This window comes from Streptomyces sp. NPDC032472 (assembly GCF_040636955.1).
Lineage (GTDB): Bacteria > Actinomycetota > Actinomycetes > Streptomycetales > Streptomycetaceae > Streptomyces.
This window is the reverse complement of record NZ_JBEZVK010000046.1, coordinates 25,805-42,238: the sequence shown is the minus strand read 5'-3', so window position 1 is coordinate 42,238 and position 16,434 is coordinate 25,805. Positions and strand designations below refer to the sequence as shown.

Annotated in this window: 18 protein-coding genes; all 18 read left to right on the top strand. The window is 70.7% G+C overall.

Annotation, left to right across the window (positions count from 1 at the left end):
* The first annotated feature begins 31 nt into the window (after nucleotides 1–31).
* The 18 genes from AB0F11_RS26880 to AB0F11_RS26795 all read left to right on the top strand — a co-directional run bounded on the left by AB0F11_RS26880 (nucleotide 32) and on the right by AB0F11_RS26795 (nucleotide 16,432).
* Nucleotides 32–1,675 carry a thiamine pyrophosphate-binding protein gene (locus AB0F11_RS26880; RefSeq protein WP_362178705.1) on the top strand — a complete coding sequence of 548 codons (1,644 nt, stop codon included), beginning with the start codon at nucleotides 32–34 and terminating at the stop codon, nucleotides 1,673–1,675.
* A 54-nt stretch (nucleotides 1,676–1,729) separates the two neighbouring features.
* Complete coding sequence (locus AB0F11_RS26875; RefSeq protein ID WP_362178702.1) at nucleotides 1,730–2,164, top strand: nuclear transport factor 2 family protein; 435 nt, start codon at nucleotides 1,730–1,732, stop codon at nucleotides 2,162–2,164.
* 73 nt (nucleotides 2,165–2,237) lie between these two features.
* A complete protein-coding gene (locus AB0F11_RS26870) occupies nucleotides 2,238–2,693 on the top strand; it encodes a nuclear transport factor 2 family protein (protein WP_362178700.1) in 456 nt (151 codons plus the stop codon).
* A gap of 13 nt (nucleotides 2,694–2,706) precedes the next feature.
* A complete protein-coding gene (locus tag AB0F11_RS26865) occupies nucleotides 2,707–3,087 on the top strand; it encodes a nuclear transport factor 2 family protein (RefSeq protein ID WP_361912545.1) in 381 nt (126 codons plus the stop codon).
* 12 nt (nucleotides 3,088–3,099) lie between these two features.
* Nucleotides 3,100–4,704 carry a GMC oxidoreductase gene (locus AB0F11_RS26860; protein ID WP_362178697.1) on the top strand — a complete coding sequence of 535 codons (1,605 nt, stop codon included), beginning with the start codon at nucleotides 3,100–3,102 and terminating at the stop codon, nucleotides 4,702–4,704.
* Nucleotides 4,697–5,308 (top strand): DJ-1/PfpI family protein, encoded by a 612-nt coding sequence (locus AB0F11_RS26855; RefSeq protein WP_361912539.1) that lies wholly within the window; start codon nucleotides 4,697–4,699, stop codon nucleotides 5,306–5,308. Before AB0F11_RS26860 ends, AB0F11_RS26855 begins: the two co-directional genes overlap by 8 nt.
* The gene (locus AB0F11_RS26850; protein WP_362178694.1) at nucleotides 5,308–5,739 is read left to right on the top strand and encodes a VOC family protein; all 432 of its coding nucleotides are present in this window, start codon (nucleotides 5,308–5,310) and stop codon (nucleotides 5,737–5,739) included. The genes AB0F11_RS26855 and AB0F11_RS26850 overlap by 1 nt, the downstream gene beginning before the upstream one ends.
* A gap of 1 nt (nucleotide 5,740) precedes the next feature.
* The gene (locus tag AB0F11_RS26845; protein ID WP_362178691.1) at nucleotides 5,741–7,561 is read left to right on the top strand and encodes an AGE family epimerase/isomerase; all 1,821 of its coding nucleotides are present in this window, start codon (nucleotides 5,741–5,743) and stop codon (nucleotides 7,559–7,561) included.
* Between the two features lie 41 nt (nucleotides 7,562–7,602).
* A complete protein-coding gene (locus AB0F11_RS26840; RefSeq protein ID WP_362178689.1) occupies nucleotides 7,603–7,977 on the top strand; it encodes an STAS domain-containing protein in 375 nt (124 codons plus the stop codon).
* Complete coding sequence (gene glgX, locus AB0F11_RS26835) at nucleotides 7,974–10,115, top strand: glycogen debranching protein GlgX (protein WP_362178686.1); 2,142 nt, start codon at nucleotides 7,974–7,976, stop codon at nucleotides 10,113–10,115. The genes AB0F11_RS26840 and glgX overlap by 4 nt, the downstream gene beginning before the upstream one ends.
* Nucleotide 10,116: 1 nt before the next feature.
* Nucleotides 10,117–10,428, top strand: coding sequence for an STAS domain-containing protein (locus AB0F11_RS26830; protein WP_362178683.1), 312 nt, complete (start codon nucleotides 10,117–10,119; stop codon nucleotides 10,426–10,428).
* A 5-nt stretch (nucleotides 10,429–10,433) separates the two neighbouring features.
* Nucleotides 10,434–10,910, top strand: coding sequence for an anti-sigma regulatory factor (locus AB0F11_RS26825; RefSeq protein WP_362178680.1), 477 nt, complete (start codon nucleotides 10,434–10,436; stop codon nucleotides 10,908–10,910).
* Nucleotides 10,892–12,181, top strand: a complete 1,290-nt coding sequence (locus tag AB0F11_RS26820; protein ID WP_362178678.1) for a PP2C family protein-serine/threonine phosphatase — start codon at nucleotides 10,892–10,894, stop codon at nucleotides 12,179–12,181. The genes AB0F11_RS26825 and AB0F11_RS26820 overlap by 19 nt, the downstream gene beginning before the upstream one ends.
* The gene (locus AB0F11_RS26815; protein WP_362178676.1) at nucleotides 12,181–12,924 is read left to right on the top strand and encodes a MinD/ParA family protein; all 744 of its coding nucleotides are present in this window, start codon (nucleotides 12,181–12,183) and stop codon (nucleotides 12,922–12,924) included. Before AB0F11_RS26820 ends, AB0F11_RS26815 begins: the two co-directional genes overlap by 1 nt.
* Nucleotides 12,925–12,997: 73 nt before the next feature.
* A complete protein-coding gene (locus AB0F11_RS26810) occupies nucleotides 12,998–13,738 on the top strand; it encodes a type 1 glutamine amidotransferase domain-containing protein (RefSeq protein ID WP_362178673.1) in 741 nt (246 codons plus the stop codon).
* A gap of 30 nt (nucleotides 13,739–13,768) precedes the next feature.
* Nucleotides 13,769–15,253 carry an aldehyde dehydrogenase family protein gene (locus AB0F11_RS26805; protein ID WP_361912510.1) on the top strand — a complete coding sequence of 495 codons (1,485 nt, stop codon included), beginning with the start codon at nucleotides 13,769–13,771 and terminating at the stop codon, nucleotides 15,251–15,253.
* 67 nt (nucleotides 15,254–15,320) lie between these two features.
* Nucleotides 15,321–15,935, top strand: a complete 615-nt coding sequence (locus AB0F11_RS26800; RefSeq protein ID WP_362178670.1) for an NAD(P)-binding domain-containing protein — start codon at nucleotides 15,321–15,323, stop codon at nucleotides 15,933–15,935.
* On the top strand, nucleotides 15,920–16,432 hold the full coding sequence (locus tag AB0F11_RS26795; protein ID WP_362178667.1) for a (2Fe-2S)-binding protein: 513 nt from the start codon (nucleotides 15,920–15,922) through the stop codon (nucleotides 16,430–16,432). Before AB0F11_RS26800 ends, AB0F11_RS26795 begins: the two co-directional genes overlap by 16 nt.
* The last annotated feature ends 2 nt before the right edge of the window (nucleotides 16,433–16,434 follow it).

The window sequence follows — 16,434 nt, the reverse complement described above, 5'->3', positions numbered from 1 at the left end:
CCGGAAACTCTTCGGGAAAGAAGGGGGATTCATGGGAGCCACTCCCGGACGGGAAAGGCTGATCGAGCAGTTCAAGGCCGACGGCCTGACGGTGATGTTCGGAAATCCGGGGACGGTGGAGCAGGGATTCCTCGACGCGGTCGACGCTGCGGAGGACTTCCACTACGTCCTCGCCCTCCAGGAAACCGTGGCGGCCGGCATCGCCGACGGCTACGCCCGGGCCACCGGCGGTGCGGCCCTGCTCCAGCTGCACTCCGGTGTGGGCCTGGGCAACGGCATCGGCATGCTCTACCAGTCGCTGCGCGGCCACACCCCGCTGGTCGTGGTCGCCGGCGACGCGGGGGTCCGCTACGACGCCATGGACGCGCAGATGGCCTGCGACCTGGTGGCGCTGGCCCGGCCGGTCACCAAGTACGCGACCCGGGTCACCGACCCGCGGTCGGTGCTGCGCACCGTGCGCCGGGCGGTGAAGATCGCCCTGACGCCTCCGCGCGGCCCGGTGTTCGTGGCGCTGCCGATGGACGTGCTGGACGAGCTCAACTCCGAGCCCGTCCTGCCCGCCGCCGTCCCGCTCACGGACGTCGCGCCCTCCCCGTCCTCGGTGGGGCGCGCGGCGGAGCTGCTCGCCTCCGCGGAGCGGCCCGTGGTCCTGGTGGGCGACGGGGTGGCGCTCTCCGGGGCGCAGCGCGAACTCGCGGCCGTCGCCGAGCTGCTGGGCGCGGACGTGTACGAGGTGGACTCCTCGGAGGTGAACATCGCGGCCTCGCACCCGCTGCGCCGCGGCCAGACGGGCCACATGTTCGGCCCGCACAGCAAGGAGCTCGTCGCCGGGGCGGACGGTGTGCTGATCGTGGGCACGTACGTCTTCCCCGAGGTGTTCCCCGAGCTGGACAGCCCCTTCCGGCCGGGCGCCAAGGTCGTCCACATCGACCTGAACGCCTACGAGATCGCCAAGAACCACCCGGTCGACCTGGGGCTGGCCGCCGACCCGCGGTACGCGCTGCGCGCCCTGGCCGGCGTACTGGAGGAGCAGCTGAGCCCGCGGCGGCGGGCGGCCGCGGCCGCCCGGCTGGACGCCCGCACCCGGGAGCGGGCGCTGGCGGCGCGCTCGGGCGAGGCGCAGGACGACGGCACGCCGATGGCGGTCTTCCTGCGGACGCTGGCCGAGCGCACCGGCGGGGACCTGATCGTCTTCGACGAGGCGCTGACCACATCCCCGCTGGTCACCCGGTACCTGCCGCCGGAGCGGCCGGGCGACTACCACCTGACCCGCGGCGGCTCGCTGGGCGTGGGCTTCCCCGGCGCGGTCGGCATCAAGCTGGCCCGCCCGGACCGCCTCGTCGTCGGCTTCGCGGGCGACGGCGGGGCGATGTACACGTACCAGGCGCTGTGGACCGCGGTGCGGCACGGCGTCGACGCCAAGTTCGTGGTGTGCAACAACCGCAAGTACCGGCTGCTGGACGACAACATCGCCCAGTACTGGCGGGAGCGGGACATCCCCGAGCACGGCTTCCCGGGCTCCTTCGACCTGTCCCACCCGGAGATCGACTTCGCGGGCCTGGCCCGGTCGCTCGGTGCCGGGGGGATGCGGGTGGAGAAGCCGGACGAGGCGGTCGCCGCGGTGGGCCGGATGCTGGAGCACCCCGGTCCGTTCCTCGTGGACGTCCACATCTGAACCGCCACCCGATCCGACCAGAGCAGTCACCCAGCACGGACAGGAGGAGACCGCATGCCCGCCGAGCGGCAGCTCACCGAGGACGCGATCCGCACGTTCGCCGAGAACTGGTACGTGGCGCTGGACCGGCACGTGCCGGCCGGCCAAGTGCTCGCCCTGATCACCGAGGACCTGGAGTTCAAGGTCCCCGAGGACACCTTCCTCGGCCGCGAGGGCTTCGGCCGCTGGTACGAGGCGGTCACCCACCGGTTCTTCGACGAGGTGCACACGGTCACCAAGGTGGAGCCGGTCATCGAGGGCGACCGGGCCATCGTCCGGGTCCTCGTCAACTGGCAGGCGAAGATCTGGGACCCGCCGGCCGCGCGAAGCCAGTGGCTCGGCTTCGACGCCGACCAGACCTGGACGGTCGTGGCCGGCCCGGACGGCCCCCTGATCAAGCAGTACACCGTCAACGAGCTGGCCCCGATGCCCGGTTCCGGATCTCTGTGAGACGGCTGCCTGCGAGACGGCTGCCCGTGAGACGGCTCCGCACGAGGGCGGACGAGCAAGGAGCGACGAGACCATGACCGAAGTGACACGGGAGCGCGTGGAGGCGGCCTACCGCGCCCTCGGCTCCGGGGACCGGGCCCGCATCCTGGAGTACTACGCGCAGGACCTGCGCTGGCTGGTGCCGGGAAACCACCCGCTGGCCGGCCGGTACGAGGGCCTCGACGCCTTCCTGGAGCTGATGGGGCAGACCCACAAGCTCACGGGCGGCACCTTCCGGATGGACATCGAGGCGGTCATGGTCGGCGAGGACTGCAGCGCCGACGTGTGCCGCAACACCGCCGTGCGGGACGGCGCCGACCCGGCGAGCACGTCCCCGTACGAGCGGATGGACTACCCGGTCTTCCACTTCATGAAGTGGCGGGGCGGCCGGATCGTCGAGGGCCGCGACGGCCTCTTCGGGGACTCGGCCAGCGCCTTCAGCCAGTTCTGGGCGCCGTTCGCGCCGGACGGAACCCGCCGGGACCGATAGGGGGAGGAGCGCGATGAGCGCTGTGGACGCACGACAGATCCTTCAGAAGTACTACGAGTACGCGAACGCGGGGGACTGGGACCGCTGGTGCGACCTGTTCGCCGACGACCAGGTCATGGACGAGCAGCTGGCCGGGCACATCGAGGGCCTGGAGACGCTCCGCTCGATGATGAAGGGCATGGGCACCATGTACCGGGTCTTCCGGAACGAGCCCGTGCACTTCCTCGTCGACGGGGAGAAGGCCGCGGCGGTCTCCCACCTCAGTGCCGTCAGCGCCTCGGGCGAGGCCATCGAGGCCGAGGTCATGAACTTCTTCCGGATCGTGGACGGAAAGATCGCCTACATGGCGAACTACCACGACACCGTCCCCTTCCAGGTGCTGAGCCGGGGATGAGGGGGAGACGTGATGGCCGCGGATGAGTACGACTACGTCGTCGTCGGCTCCGGCACGGCCGGCAGCGTCCTGGCGAACCGCCTGAGCGAGGACCCGGACGTCACCGTCCTGGTACTGGAGGCCGGGGGCAACCGGATCCCGCCCGAGGTGGACGACCCCTCGTCCTGGTACAAGCTGCTCGGCGGGCCCGTCGACTGGGGCTACACCTCCGTCCCGCAGCCCGGCCTGGACGGCCGGCGGACGTACGAGCCGCGCGGGAAGGCGCCCGGCGGCAGCAGCAACCTGTACATCATGATGCACATCCGGGGCCACGCCTCGGACTTCGACAACTGGGCCTACCAGGGCGCGGCGGGCTGGGCGTACGAGGACGTGCTGCCGTACTTCGCGCTGCTGGAGGGGCAGGAGGACGCCACCGCCCCCACCACCGGCACGAAGGGGCCGCAGCGCATCACCCACGCCGGGCGGCACGGGCCCAACCCGGTGTCGCGGGCCTTCATCGACGCGGCCGTGGAGCTGGGCCACCGGGAGATCGCCGACTTCAACACCGACGGCCCGAGGCGCGGCCTGTTCGGCACCGGCTGGCACCACATCGACGTGGCCGACGGACGCCGCCAGGGCACCCTCGCCGCCTACCTGGAGCCGGCGCTGACCCGCCCGAACCTGACGCTGCGCACCAGCGCCCAGAGCACCCGGCTCCTCTTCGACGGGGACACCTGCACGGGCCTCCAGTACGCCCAGCTCGCCCCGCCCGCCCCGTTCCCCGGCCGGACGGTCGAGGACGGGCACAGCACCGCCGCCACGCCCGGGCTGCACACCGTACGGGCCCGCCGGGAGGTGATCGTGGCGGCCGGGGCGATCGAGTCCCCGAAGCTGCTGCTGCTCTCCGGCATCGGCCACCCGGAGCACCTGCGGGCGCACGGCATCGCCGTCACCGCGGCCGTGCCCGGCGTCGGCGAGAACTTCCACAACCACGTGCTGACCGGGCTGATGGCGGAGGTGACCCAGGAGCTGCCGCCGCCGGCGCAGAACCTGTCGGAGAGCGCGCTGTTCCTCTCCTCGCGCCCCGGGCTGCCCGCCCCGGACCTGCAGATCGCGTTCGTGCACGTGCCGTTCGACGTGATCGTCGGCAAGGACCACCCGAACACGGTGTCGATCCTGCCGGGTGTCGTACGCCCCGTCTCCCGCGGCTGGATCCGCCTCGCGAGCGCCGACCCGCTGGCCCACCCGCTGATCAACCCGAACTACCTGGGCGACCGCTGGGACCTGGAGCGGATGGTCCAGGGCGTGAAGCTGGCCCGGGAGATCTTCGCGACCTCGGCGTTCTCGCCCTGGTACAAGCAGGAGCTCCAGCCCGGCCCGGGCCTGGCCACCGACGACGAGCTGCGCACCTTCGTGAAGCAGAAGTCGGAGAGCTACCACCACCAGTCCGGCTCCTGCCGGATGGGCATCGACGACCTCGCCGTGGTCGACCCCGAGCTGCGCGTGCACGGCGTGCGCAACCTGCGCGTGGTCGACGCCAGTGTGATGCCGGCGGTGCCGTCGGGCAACTGCCACACCGCGATCGCGATGATCGCCGAACGCGCCGCGGACTTCCTCAAGGGGGCCAGCCGTGTCTGACACCGTGCTGCGCGAGGGCGCACTCACCGGGACCCGCATCGCGGTCCTGGTCGAGAGCGACTTCTACGAGCCGGAGATCTTCTACTACCAGCGCCGGTTCGCCGAGGAGGGCGCCGAGGTCGACTTCCTGACCCGGCTGTGGGGCAACGACTCCCTCACCTTCAGCGGCCACGAGTACCGGGCTCCGTTCACCGTCTCGAAGTCCCTGGAGGGGCTGGACGACGAGGAGCTGCGCCGGTACGCCGCGATCGTCGTGCCCTCGGGCATGGTCGCCGACCGGCTGCGCTACACCGAGGACGTCGACGTCCTCGCACCGGCGACGGAGCTGCTGCGCCGGGCGTTCGAGGAGCCGACGGTCCTGAAGGGGATCATCTGCCACGGCATGTGGCTGGCCTCCTCCATCCCGGGCAAGGTCCGCGGCCGTAAGGTGGTCTGCCACAACAACCTGATCGGCGACGTGCGCAACATGGGCGCGCAGTACGTCGACGAGGACGTGGTGGTCGACGGCGACCTGGTCACCGGCCGCACCGGCGCCCACCACCACCTCTTCGCCCGCCGGATCATCGAGCTGCTCGCTGCCGGGCGGGGGCGGAGGGCCGACTGATGCAGCGGATGGTCTGGTCGCACGTGGGCCTGAACTGCCGGGACCAGAAGACCACGGAGGAGTTCTACACCCGCCACTTCGGCTTCACCCGAGCCCGTGTCGTCGACCTCGGCGAGACGCAGATCGTGTTCCTGCGCAAGGGGGACGCGTACCTGGAGCTCTTCGCCTCGGAAGCCGAACCGGCCCGCCCGGCGCACGACGACGGGCCGGCGGCCCCGGGCCGGATGCGCCACCTGGCCTTCCAGACCGACAGCGTGGACGCGTTCCTGGCCGGGCTGGGCGACGCGGCAGAAGTGACGCTGGGGCCGCTGGACTTCGACGACTTCATCTGCGGCTGGCGGACCGTGTGGGTCCGCGATCCCGACGGGGTGATCGTCGAGGTCAGCCAGGGATTCGAGGACGACCGCTCTCACGACAAGGACGGTGCATGACATGGCGGACGCCGTGAGCTTCTCCTTCTCCGACACCATCGCGGGCTATGTCGGACGCTTCGACTCCGAGTCCCGCCTGCTGCGGCTGAAGACCGCCGACGGCCGTGAGTTCGACGTCTCCCTCGCCTCCGGGCCCAGCGCCGAGCTGGTCCGCAACCTCGACGAGCCCTACATCGACGCCTCCGGGCACATCGACGAGATGCTCTCCCCGGGCCGCTTCCTCTTCGTCTACGGCGTCCACTACCCCGAGCACGGCGGCCGCTTCGACGCCAAGCGCCTGGTCTTCCTGGGCCGCGGCGCGGAGGACTACCGCTTCGAGGAAGCCGGCTGGTGGGTCAGGCAGATCGAGTCCCTCGCCGACTTCTACCGGCGCGCCCAGTTCGGCGACGGACCCGTGGACTTCACCGAGTACCGCACCGAGATCCGTCTCGGCGGCGACAAGACGGCCAGCCACGTCCAGGAGACCGACACCATCTCCCGCCTCGTCTACGGCATGGCCTCGGCATACCTGCTGACCGGCAAGGACGAGTACCTGGAGGTGGCCGAGCGCGGCACCGAGTACCTGCGCAAGCACATGCGGGTCGTCGACAGCGAGGAGGACGTCGTCTACTGGTACCACGGCATCAGCGTCGACGGCGACAGCGAGCGCAAGCTGTTCACCTCGGAGTTCTCCGACGACTACGACGCGATCCCGATGTACGAGCAGATCTACGCCCTGGCCGGCCCGATCCAGACCTACCGGATCACCGGCGACATCCGGATCAAGAACGACGCCGACGCCACCATCCGGCTGTTCGACAAGTTCTTCCTCGACCGCGAGCAGGGAGGCTACTACTCGCACATCGACCCGATCCTGTTCAGCCCGGACCACGAGTCCCTCGGGGAGAACGCCGAGCGCAAGAACTGGAACTCCGTCGGCGACCACGCGCCCGCCTACCTGATCAACCTGTACCTGGCGACGGGCGAGCAGCGCTACGCCGACTTCCTCGAGTACACCTTCGACACCATCGCGGACAAGTTCCCGGACTACAAGAACAGCCCGTTCGTCCAGGAGCGCTTCTTCCGCGACTGGTCCCACGACACCGGGCACAGCTGGCAGCAGAACCGCGCGGTCGTCGGCCACAACCTGAAGATCGCCTGGAACCTGATGCGGATGAACTCGCTGAAGGCCAAGCCGGCCTACTCCGACCTGGCGAAGAAGATCGGCGAGATCATGCCGCCGGTCGGCTCCGACCGGCAGCGCGGCGGCTGGTACGACGTGGTCGAACGCCTGAAGGAGGGCGACCAGGAGGCGTACCGTTTCGCCTGGCACGACCGCAAGGCCTGGTGGCAGCAGGAGCAGGCGATCCTCGCCTACCTCATCCTGGGCGGCACCGTCGGCGGCGCGGACTTCCTGAAGGAGGCCCGCCAGGCCGAGGCCTTCTACAACACCTTCTTCCTCGACCACGACGAGGGAGCGGTCTACTTCAACGTGCTGGCCAGCGGGATGCCGTACCTGCTCGGCACCGAGCGGCTCAAGGGCAGCCACTCGATGTCCATGTACCACTCGGCGGAGCTGTGCTACCTGGCCGCCGTCTACAACAACCTGCTCATCAACGGCCGCGAGATGGACTTCCACTTCCAGCCCGACCCGACCAACCTGCCCGAACGCGTGCTGCGCGTCTCGCCCGACCTGCTGCCCGCGGGCTCGGTGCGGATCGCGTCCGTCGAGATCGACGAGAAGCCGTACCGGGACTTCGACGCCGACGGCCTCACCGTACGGCTCCCCGACGTCCAGGGGCGGGTCAAGGTCAAGGTCCGGCTCCGGCCGGTGACGTCATAGCGCTCAACGGGGGGCGCCCCGACAGAAGGGGAAAGCAAGCAATGACTCTCAACGTGAAGGAACGCCGGAACAAGACGGCCACCGTGGTCGTCGCCACCGGCGAGATCAACAGCGAGACCTCGCCGCAGCTGCTGGCCACGCTGCTGCCGGTGGTCCGCGAGGGCCGGCCGCTGCGCATCGACCTGACGGCCGTCACCTACGTCTCCAGCGCGGGCCTGCGCACGCTGCTGGTCGTCTACCGCGAGGCACAGCACGCCGGTGTCGCCGTCACCCTGTACGGGGTGAGCGAGGAGGTCCGGTTCGTGATGTCGGCCACCGGCTTCCTGGACTTCTTCGAGACCGGGGAGGCCGCCGAGGCAGAGGCCAAGGCGAAGGCCAGGAGCAGGACAGCGGCGAAGAGCGCGGTCGCCCGATGACCGAGGCCGCACCCGAGCAAGTCCTGCGGGTGGACGCGTACCCGACCCACGAGGTGGGCGGGTACCGCGTCCGCGCAGGCAAGCCCTTCCCGTTCGGGGCCAACGTGGTCCCCGGCGGGGTCAGCTTCTCCGTCTACTCCGACCAGGCCACCTCCATGACCCTGGTCATCTACAAGCGCGGAGAACCCGAGCCGATGGCCGAGCTGGAATTCCCCGAGGAGTTCCGCACCGGCAGCGTCTTCGCCATGACGGTCTTCGGCCTCGACCACGAGAACATCGAGTACGGCTACCGGGCCGACGGGCCCTTCGACCCGGCCACCGGGCACCGCTTCGACGCCCGCCAGGTCCTCTCCGACCCCTACGCCCGGCTGATCGCCGGCCGCGACGTGTGGGGCGTGGAGCCGGACCGCAGCCGCGGCTACCAGTACCGCTCCCGCGTCTGCCTGCAGGACTTCGACTGGGGCGACGACACCCCGCTGAGGCTGGCCGCCGAGGACCTCGTGATCTACGAGACCCATGTGCGCGGCTTCACCCGGCACCCGTCCTCGCAGGTCACCGCCCCCGGCACCTTCGCCGGACTGCGGGAGAAGATCCCGTACCTGAAGGAGCTCGGGGTCAACTGCATCGAGCTGCTCCCGGTGTTCGAGTTCGACGAGAGCGACAACCCGCGCACCAACCCGGAGACCGGCGAGCGGCTCTTCGACTACTGGGGCTACAACACCGTCTCGTTCTTCGCGCCGAAGGCCGGCTACGCGGCCACCGGACGCTACGGGATGCAGGGCGACGAGTTCCGCACCCTGATCAAGGACCTGCACGCGGCCGGCATCGAGGTCATCCTCGACGTGGTCTTCAACCACACCGCCGAGGGCAACGAGCAGGGCCCCACGATCTCCTTCAAGGGCCTGGACAACGCCACGTACTACATGCTCACGCCCGAGGGGTACTACTTCAACTTCAGCGGCACGGGCAACACCGTCAACTGCAACCACCCCGTCGTGCGCAACTTCGTGCTCGACTGCCTGCGCCACTGGGTCGCCGACTACCACGTCGACGGCTTCCGCTTCGACCTCGCGGCCATCCTCGGCCGGTCCCCGGACGGCACCCCGCTGCCCAACCCGCCGCTGCTGGAGATGCTCGCCTACGACCCCGTCCTGCGGCACACCAAGCTCATCGCCGAGGCCTGGGACGCGGGCGGCCTCTACGAGGTCGGCAACTTCCCGGCGTACGGCCGCTGGGCCGAGTGGAACGGCAAGTACCGCGACACCGTCCGCCGGTTCGTCAAGGGCGACGCCGGCGTGACCGGGGAGCTCGCCACCCGCATCGCCGGATCGCCCGACCTGTACGCGAGCCGCGGCACCGCCGCCTCGGTCAACTTCCTCACCGCCCACGACGGGTTCACCCTGGCCGACCTCGTCTCGTACAACGACAAGCACAACGAGGCGAACGGCGAGGGCAACAACGACGGGGCCAACGACAACAACAGCTGGAACTGCGGGGCCGAAGGACCGACCGACGACCCCGAGGTCAACGCGCTGCGGCTGCGGCAGATGAAGAACGCCCTGGCCATCCTCCTCACCAGCCAGGGCATCCCGATGCTGCTGTCCGGCGACGAGGTCGCGCGCACCCAGCAGGGCAACAACAACACCTACTGCCAGGACAACGAGCTCTCCTGGTTCGACTGGGAGCAGGTCGACGACAACGCCGAACTGCTCCGGTTCACCCGGGAGATGATCGCCTTCCGGGGGCGCCACCGGGAACTGCGCTCCACCTCCCACCCCACCGGGCAGATCCGCGAGAGCCTGGGCCTGCCCGACATCAGCTGGCACGGCGAGCGGGCCTGGCAGCCCGACTGGTCGGACGAGAGCCGGCTGCTGGCGGTGGCCCGCTGCGGCACCACGGACGACGACGTGGTCTACGTGGCCATGAACGCGCACTGGGAGCCGCACGACCTGGAGCTGCCGGCCCTGCCCCACGGGCGCAGCTGGCACCTGTTCGCGGACACCGGGGCCGAGGCGCCGTACGACATCCGCACCCCGGGCGGAGAGCCCGAACTGGACAACGCAGGCAAGTACCTGATCGGTCCGCGCTCGGTCGTGATCCTGGTCGGCCGTAGGCCCGACCCCGACAAGGAGACCTGACATGCCGCTTTCCGTGTCCCTGAGCATCGAGGGCGACACCACCGTGATCGAGCTGGAGGGCGAGCTGGACGCCAAGACGGCCCCCGACTTCCACCAGACGATCGAGAAGGCCGCCGGGCACGGCACCGGCACGGTCGAGATCAGGATGGCCGGCGTCGGCTACATGGCCAGTGCCGGGCTGCGGTCCCTGGTCTTCGCCCAGCAGAAGGTCGCGAGCCACGTGACCATCAAGGTGGTCGGCGCGATCGAGCCCGTCTCACGGACCATCCGGACGGCCGGCCTCGACCGCAGCATCGTGCTCTCGGACGAGTAGGGCCGATGGCCGAACCACTGCACGACACGGTCGGAGCGGCGACGGCGCCCGCCGAGCTGGAGGTGCCCGCCACGCTGGGGGCACTGGGCGACATCGCCGCGTTCGTCCTGCGGCTGGCCGGCCGGGCGGGGCTCGACAAGAGGGCCTCGTACCGGATCCGGCTGGCCGTGGACGAGCTGGCCACGAACATCGTGATGCACGGCTACCGGGGCGGCCGCGGACGGATCACCGTCCGGGGCCGCTCCGGTCCGGGCCGGGTGCAGATCGTCCTCACGGACCGGGCACCCGCATTCGACCCCGTCGCAGGCCGCCTTCCGCCCGCCCCCGGGACTCCCCCCGAGCGGCGCCGGATCGGCGGACTCGGCATTCACCTGGCGCTGACCAGCGTGGACGAGTTCAGCTACGCCCGCAGGGACGGCCGCAACGTCAGCACCCTCACCGTCACAGCCGAGGGGACGGACCCATGCCCTCCACGACCGTGATCATCCTCGACGAGTACCCGCCGCCGCTCGAACTGCTCGACGCGCTGCGCCGGATGGACGCGGAGCTCGTCGGCCGCACCCTGCGGGACCTGCTGAGCGGCCCCCTGGACGCGCTGCCCGTCGCCGACGTGCTGCTCGCCCCGGCCGAGACCGAGGGGGAGGCCGTACGGCTCGCCGTGCGCCGGCTGCGCACCTGGGCCGGGGCGCCCCTCGTGGTCGTCTGGACGGTGACCGCCTTCGCCGCGCTGGAGGAGCACGTCCGGCTCGGCCACGACTACCTCGTCCCACCCTTCCTGCCCGCCCTCGTCGCGGCCCGGCTGCACAGCTGCACGGAGCGCGCCGGACTCGGCCGCACCCTGCGCGAGGCCGACGCGCGCGCCGAGCTCATGGGCTACGAGAAGGAGCTGGAGATCGGCCGGGAGATCCAGGCCGGATTCCTGCCCGACGCGCTGCCGGTGCCCGACGGCTGGGAGATCGACGTCCGCTTCCGGCCCGCCCGGCAGGTCGCCGGGGACTTCTACGACGTCTTCGAGATCTCCCGGGGCCGCAGACTGGCCTTCGTCGTCGCCGACGTCTGCGACAAGGGCGTCGGCGCCGCCCTGTTCATGGCGCTCATCCGCTCGCTGCTGCGGCACACCGCGGAGAACAGCGGACTGCAGCACCTGGTGGCCGCCGGCCGGGCCGGCGGCAGCCGGCGCATCCCGGTGGTGGGGGCCACCCCCCTGCTCAACGCGGTCACCGCCACCAACGGCTACCTCACCCGCAACCACCTGCGGCAGGGCTACTTCGCCACCCTGTTCTTCGGGGTCCTAGACCCGCAGACCGGAAGCCTCGTCTACATCAACGGGGGCCACAACCCGCCGCTGCTGCTGCGCGCCGACGGAGGCGAACCGCACGCCCTGGACGTCACCGGACCCGCCGTCGGGGTGCTGCCCGACTGCGTCTACACCCTCGGGTACGCCCAGCTCAACCCCGGGGACACCCTCTTCGTGTTCACCGACGGAGTGCCGGAGGCCCGCTGCCCCGACGGCACCTTCCTCGGGGACGCGCGCATGCTGGAGCTGCTCGCCGGCCCCCCGGCGAGCGGCAGTGAGGTGGTCGACCGTATGGACACCGCGGTACGCGAGCACACCGGCACGGCCGAACAGCACGACGACGTCACCATGCTGGCCCTGCACCGGCCACGTGCGGCGCGGGGGCCGCATGCCGACCGGACTGCAGGCGTCCGTGCCGACCGCGCCGATCGCGCGGACCGTACGGCGGTGGCCTGATGGCCCGGACGGTCGTGGTGCACTCGCACCGCGGCGGCACCGGGAAATCGTCCGTCCTGGCCAACCTCGCGCTGCTGATCGCGGGCGCGGGGCGCCGGGTCGGGGTGGTCGACACCGACATCCAGTCGCCCACCCTCGACCTGCTCTTCCGACTCGGCCCGGGCCCCTCCCTGGCCGACTACCTGCTCGGGCGCTGCGAGATCGAGACCACGGCCCAGCAGGCCGGGGTGCCCGGCCTCTACGTGGTGCCCGCGCGCACCGGCACCGCGGCCCTGCGGGAGATCATGGCGAGCGGCTACGACGTCGGACTGCTGCCCGAGGGCTTCGAGCGGCTGGCCGCGTACCACTCGCTGGACATCCTGCTCCTGGACACCCACGCCGGGCTGAACAACGAGTCGGTGGCGGCCATGGCCAGCGCCGACGTCCTGGTGATCCTGGCGCGGGCGGACCGCATCGACCTCTCCGGGGTCGAGGAGACCATCGCCCTCGCCGGGCGGCTGCCCTGTCGGCGGACGCTGGTCCTGAGCATGGCCCCGGCGGGCGTCGACCAGGACGAGGCCCGCCGGCGTGCGGAGGAGGTGTACGGCGCCCCCCTGGCCGGAATCCTCCCGTACGTACCGGAAATGGCCGCCCTGTACGGCGAACGCATATTCGCCGAAGCCCATCCCGACCACCCCCTGGTCGGTGAATTCCGCACCATCATCTCCGCGTTGGACGCACGTGACGAAGTATCGCGCGCCTGACGCTCCCCCCTTACGCCCTCCCCCGAGCGGCGTGTTGAATCGGCAGCGATTCCTGAACAAGGAGAAATAAGTCATGAAGATTCTCGTCGTCATGACGGCCAAGGCAACCCTCCATCTGCTGGACGGGGAACAGCACCCCTCGGGATTCTGGGCCGAGGAATTCGTGGTGCCCTACAAGCTGTTCACGGCCGCGGGCCACACCGTGGACGTGGCGACCGTCGGGGGCGAGATCCCCTCGGTCGACCTGACCAGCATCGACCCCGACAACCTCCGGTTCGTCCGCCCCCAGGGCTCACCGGACGAGGACGAAGCCAACGCCGCCGAGTACGTGAGAGTCATCGAGAACACCCCCCAACTCAAGCACCCGATCGCCGTGGAGTCCCTGGAGGAGAAGGACATCGCCGACTACGACGGCATCTACGTCAGCGGCGGCCACGGAGCCATCGGAGACCTGCCCAAATCCGACGAGCTCGCCCAGGTCCTGCGCTGGGCCATCGCCCAGGACAAACCCCTCGCCACGGTCTGCCACGGCCACACCGCCCTCCTCGCCCTGCGCGACGGCGAGGGCCGCTGGCCGTTCGAGGGCTACCGGATGACCGCGTTCTCGCACGACGAGGAGATGGTCACCAACATGGCGGGCCGGCTCCCGCTGATCCTCGAGGCCGAGCTCACCCGGCTCGGCGCCCGCTACGAGAAGGCCGAGGAGATCTGGGACACCCACGTGGTCGTCGACCGCAGGCTCACCACGGGGCAGAACCCGTACTCCTCCAAGGCCCTGGCCGAGACGTTCCTGCAGGAGCTCGCCCAGGGCTAGCACCCCCGCATCCGACACCGGAAGGCAGCCATGACCAAGCGCGCGCTCAGCGACCAGCCCTTGGCCAACCCCGGGAAGCTGTTCATCGGCGGCACGTGGGTACCGGCCCAGGACGGCCGGACCGAGCCGGACATCAGTCCCGTGGACGGACAGGAGATCGTGCCGGTGGCCCAGGCCACCGCAGCCGACGCGGACGCGGCCGTGGCCGCCGCCCGCGCCGCGTACGAGGAGGGTCCCTGGAGCAGACTGTCCGCCCAGGAGCGCGCCCTGCGGCTGAACCGGGTGGGCGAGCTCATCGAGCGCGACCTGGAGGAGATCGCCCTGCTGGAGACGGTGGACATGGGCAAGCCGTTCGCCTTCTCCAGCACGGTCGACGCCCCCATGGCCGCCCAGCTCATGCACTACTACGCCGGCGCCGTCACCCGCGTCGACGGCTCCTCCCGCGCCCCGGCCGGCGGGCAGCTCGCGTACACCCTGCGCGAGCCGCTCGGCGTGGTCTGCGCCATCACCCCCTTCAACTTCCCGCTGCTGCTGTCGATGACGAAGATCGCCCCGGCCCTGGCGGCGGGGAACACGGTCGTCCACAAGCCCTCCCCGGCCACCCCGCTCACCGCCCTGAAGATCGCCGAGCTGTTCCAGGAGGCGGAGATCCCGGACGGGGTCCTCAACGTGATCACCGGACCCGGGGTGGAGCTCGGCGAGACCCTCACCGACCACCCGGGCATCGACAAGATCGCCTTCACCGGCTCCACCGCGGTCGGCCAGTCGATCATCCGCAAGTCGGCCGGCACCCTGAAGAAGGTCACGATGGAGCTCGGCGGCAAGTCCGCCAACATCGTCTTCGCCGACGCCGACCTCGACGCCGCCGAGGAACTCGCCTTCTTCGGCATCTACTACAACAAGGGCGAGATCTGCACCGCCGGCTCCCGGCTGCTGCTCCAGCGCCCCGTCCACGACGAACTGGTCGAACGCCTGGTCCGCCGGGCCGCCGCCCTCAAGCCCGGCGACCCGCGCGACCCCGAGACCCTCTTCGGGCCGCTGGCCCACCGCGCCCAGTTCGAGAAGGTCAGCTCGTACATCGAGATCGGCGAGAAGGAAGGCGCCGTGCTGCGCACCGGCGGCACCGGCTGGACCCCCGAGGGCGCCTCCAGCCAGGGCCTGTACTTCCTGCCGACCGTCTTCACGGGCGTGGACAACTCCATGCGCATCGCCCAGGAAGAGATCTTCGGCCCGGTGCTGTCGATCATCCCCTTCGACACCGAGGAAGACGCCATCCGCATCGCCAACGACAGCGCCTACGGCCTCGCGGCCGGCGTCCACACCAAGGACCTGCGGCGCGCCCACCGCGTCGCCTCCCAGATCAAGGCCGGCACCGTCTGGGTCAACTGCTACAACCAGTACGACCCCTCGGTGCCCTACGGCGGCTACAAGGCCTCCGGCTACGGCCGCGAATGCGGACCGGAATCCCTCGAGAGCTACACCCAGACCAAGTCGGTCTGGATCGGCATGGACTGACGCACTGTCTGTCGGGCCCCTACCGGGCCCGAAGGTCCACCGGCAACACAAGGACGAGGAGCGGCACATGCGCACAGGCATCATCGGCACCGGGCGGATCGGCTCCACCCTCGCAAGGATCCTGGTGGCCGCCGGCCACGAGGTCTTATTGGCCAACGCCCGCGGCCCGCAGTCCATCGGCCCGCTGCTGGCCGAACTGGGCCCGGCGGCCTCGGCGGCGCACCCCGCCGAGGTCGCCGAGCAGGCCGAACCCCTGGTGTTGATGGTGCCCTTCGCGAGCGTCCAAGGGCTGCTGCCGCCCGAGCTCGTACGGGACCGGGTGCTGGTGGACGCCACCAACGCGTTCAGCGGCCCCGGCACCGCGCTCGACCTGGGCGGGCGCACCTCCAGCGAACTCGTCGCCGAGTGGTATCCCGGCGCCCGGGTCGTGAAATCCCTGAACACCATGCATTTCGCCACCCTCGCCGTCGCCGGCACGCAGCCGGGCGAGCGCCTGGCCCATTTCACGGCGGGCGACGACGGAAAGGCGAAGGAAATCGTCGCGGGAATCATCACGGATCTCGGATTCGCCCCCGTGGACACCGGTTCGCTGCACGCCGGGGCAATTCTCCAGCAGCCCGGCGGGCCCCTTTACAACCGTCCGCTCACGGAAGCGCAGGCGCAGGCATGGATCTCTCACTGAACGTGAACGGAAGACCCGAGCAGTTCTCGGCCCGGCCGAACGAACTGCTCGTGGAACGGCTCCGCGACGGCCTGGGCCTGACGGGCACCAAGGTCGGCTGTGACACCGGCCAGTGCGGCTCCTGCGTCGTCCGGCTCGACGGCCGGTCCGTCAAGAGCTGCCTGGTCCTCACCGCCTCGGCCGCCGGCTCCCGGGTGACCACCATCGAGGGCGTCACCGAGCGGGGCGGCGAACTCACCGGCCTCCAGGAAGCCCTGCGCCAGGAGCACGGCACCCAGTGCGGGTTCTGCACGCCCGGCATGGTCATGGCACTCGGCGAGTTCGTCGAGACTGCCCTCACCGACGACGCCGCCGGCCGCGAGGCGCCCACCGAGCCCGAGATCCGCGAGTGGCTCACCGGCAACCTGTGCCGCTGCACCGGCTACCACAGCGTGGTCCGCGGCGTGCAGCGCGCCTGCGCCGCCGCCCGGGACGCCGCGTCCGGCCGGGAGGAGTGAGG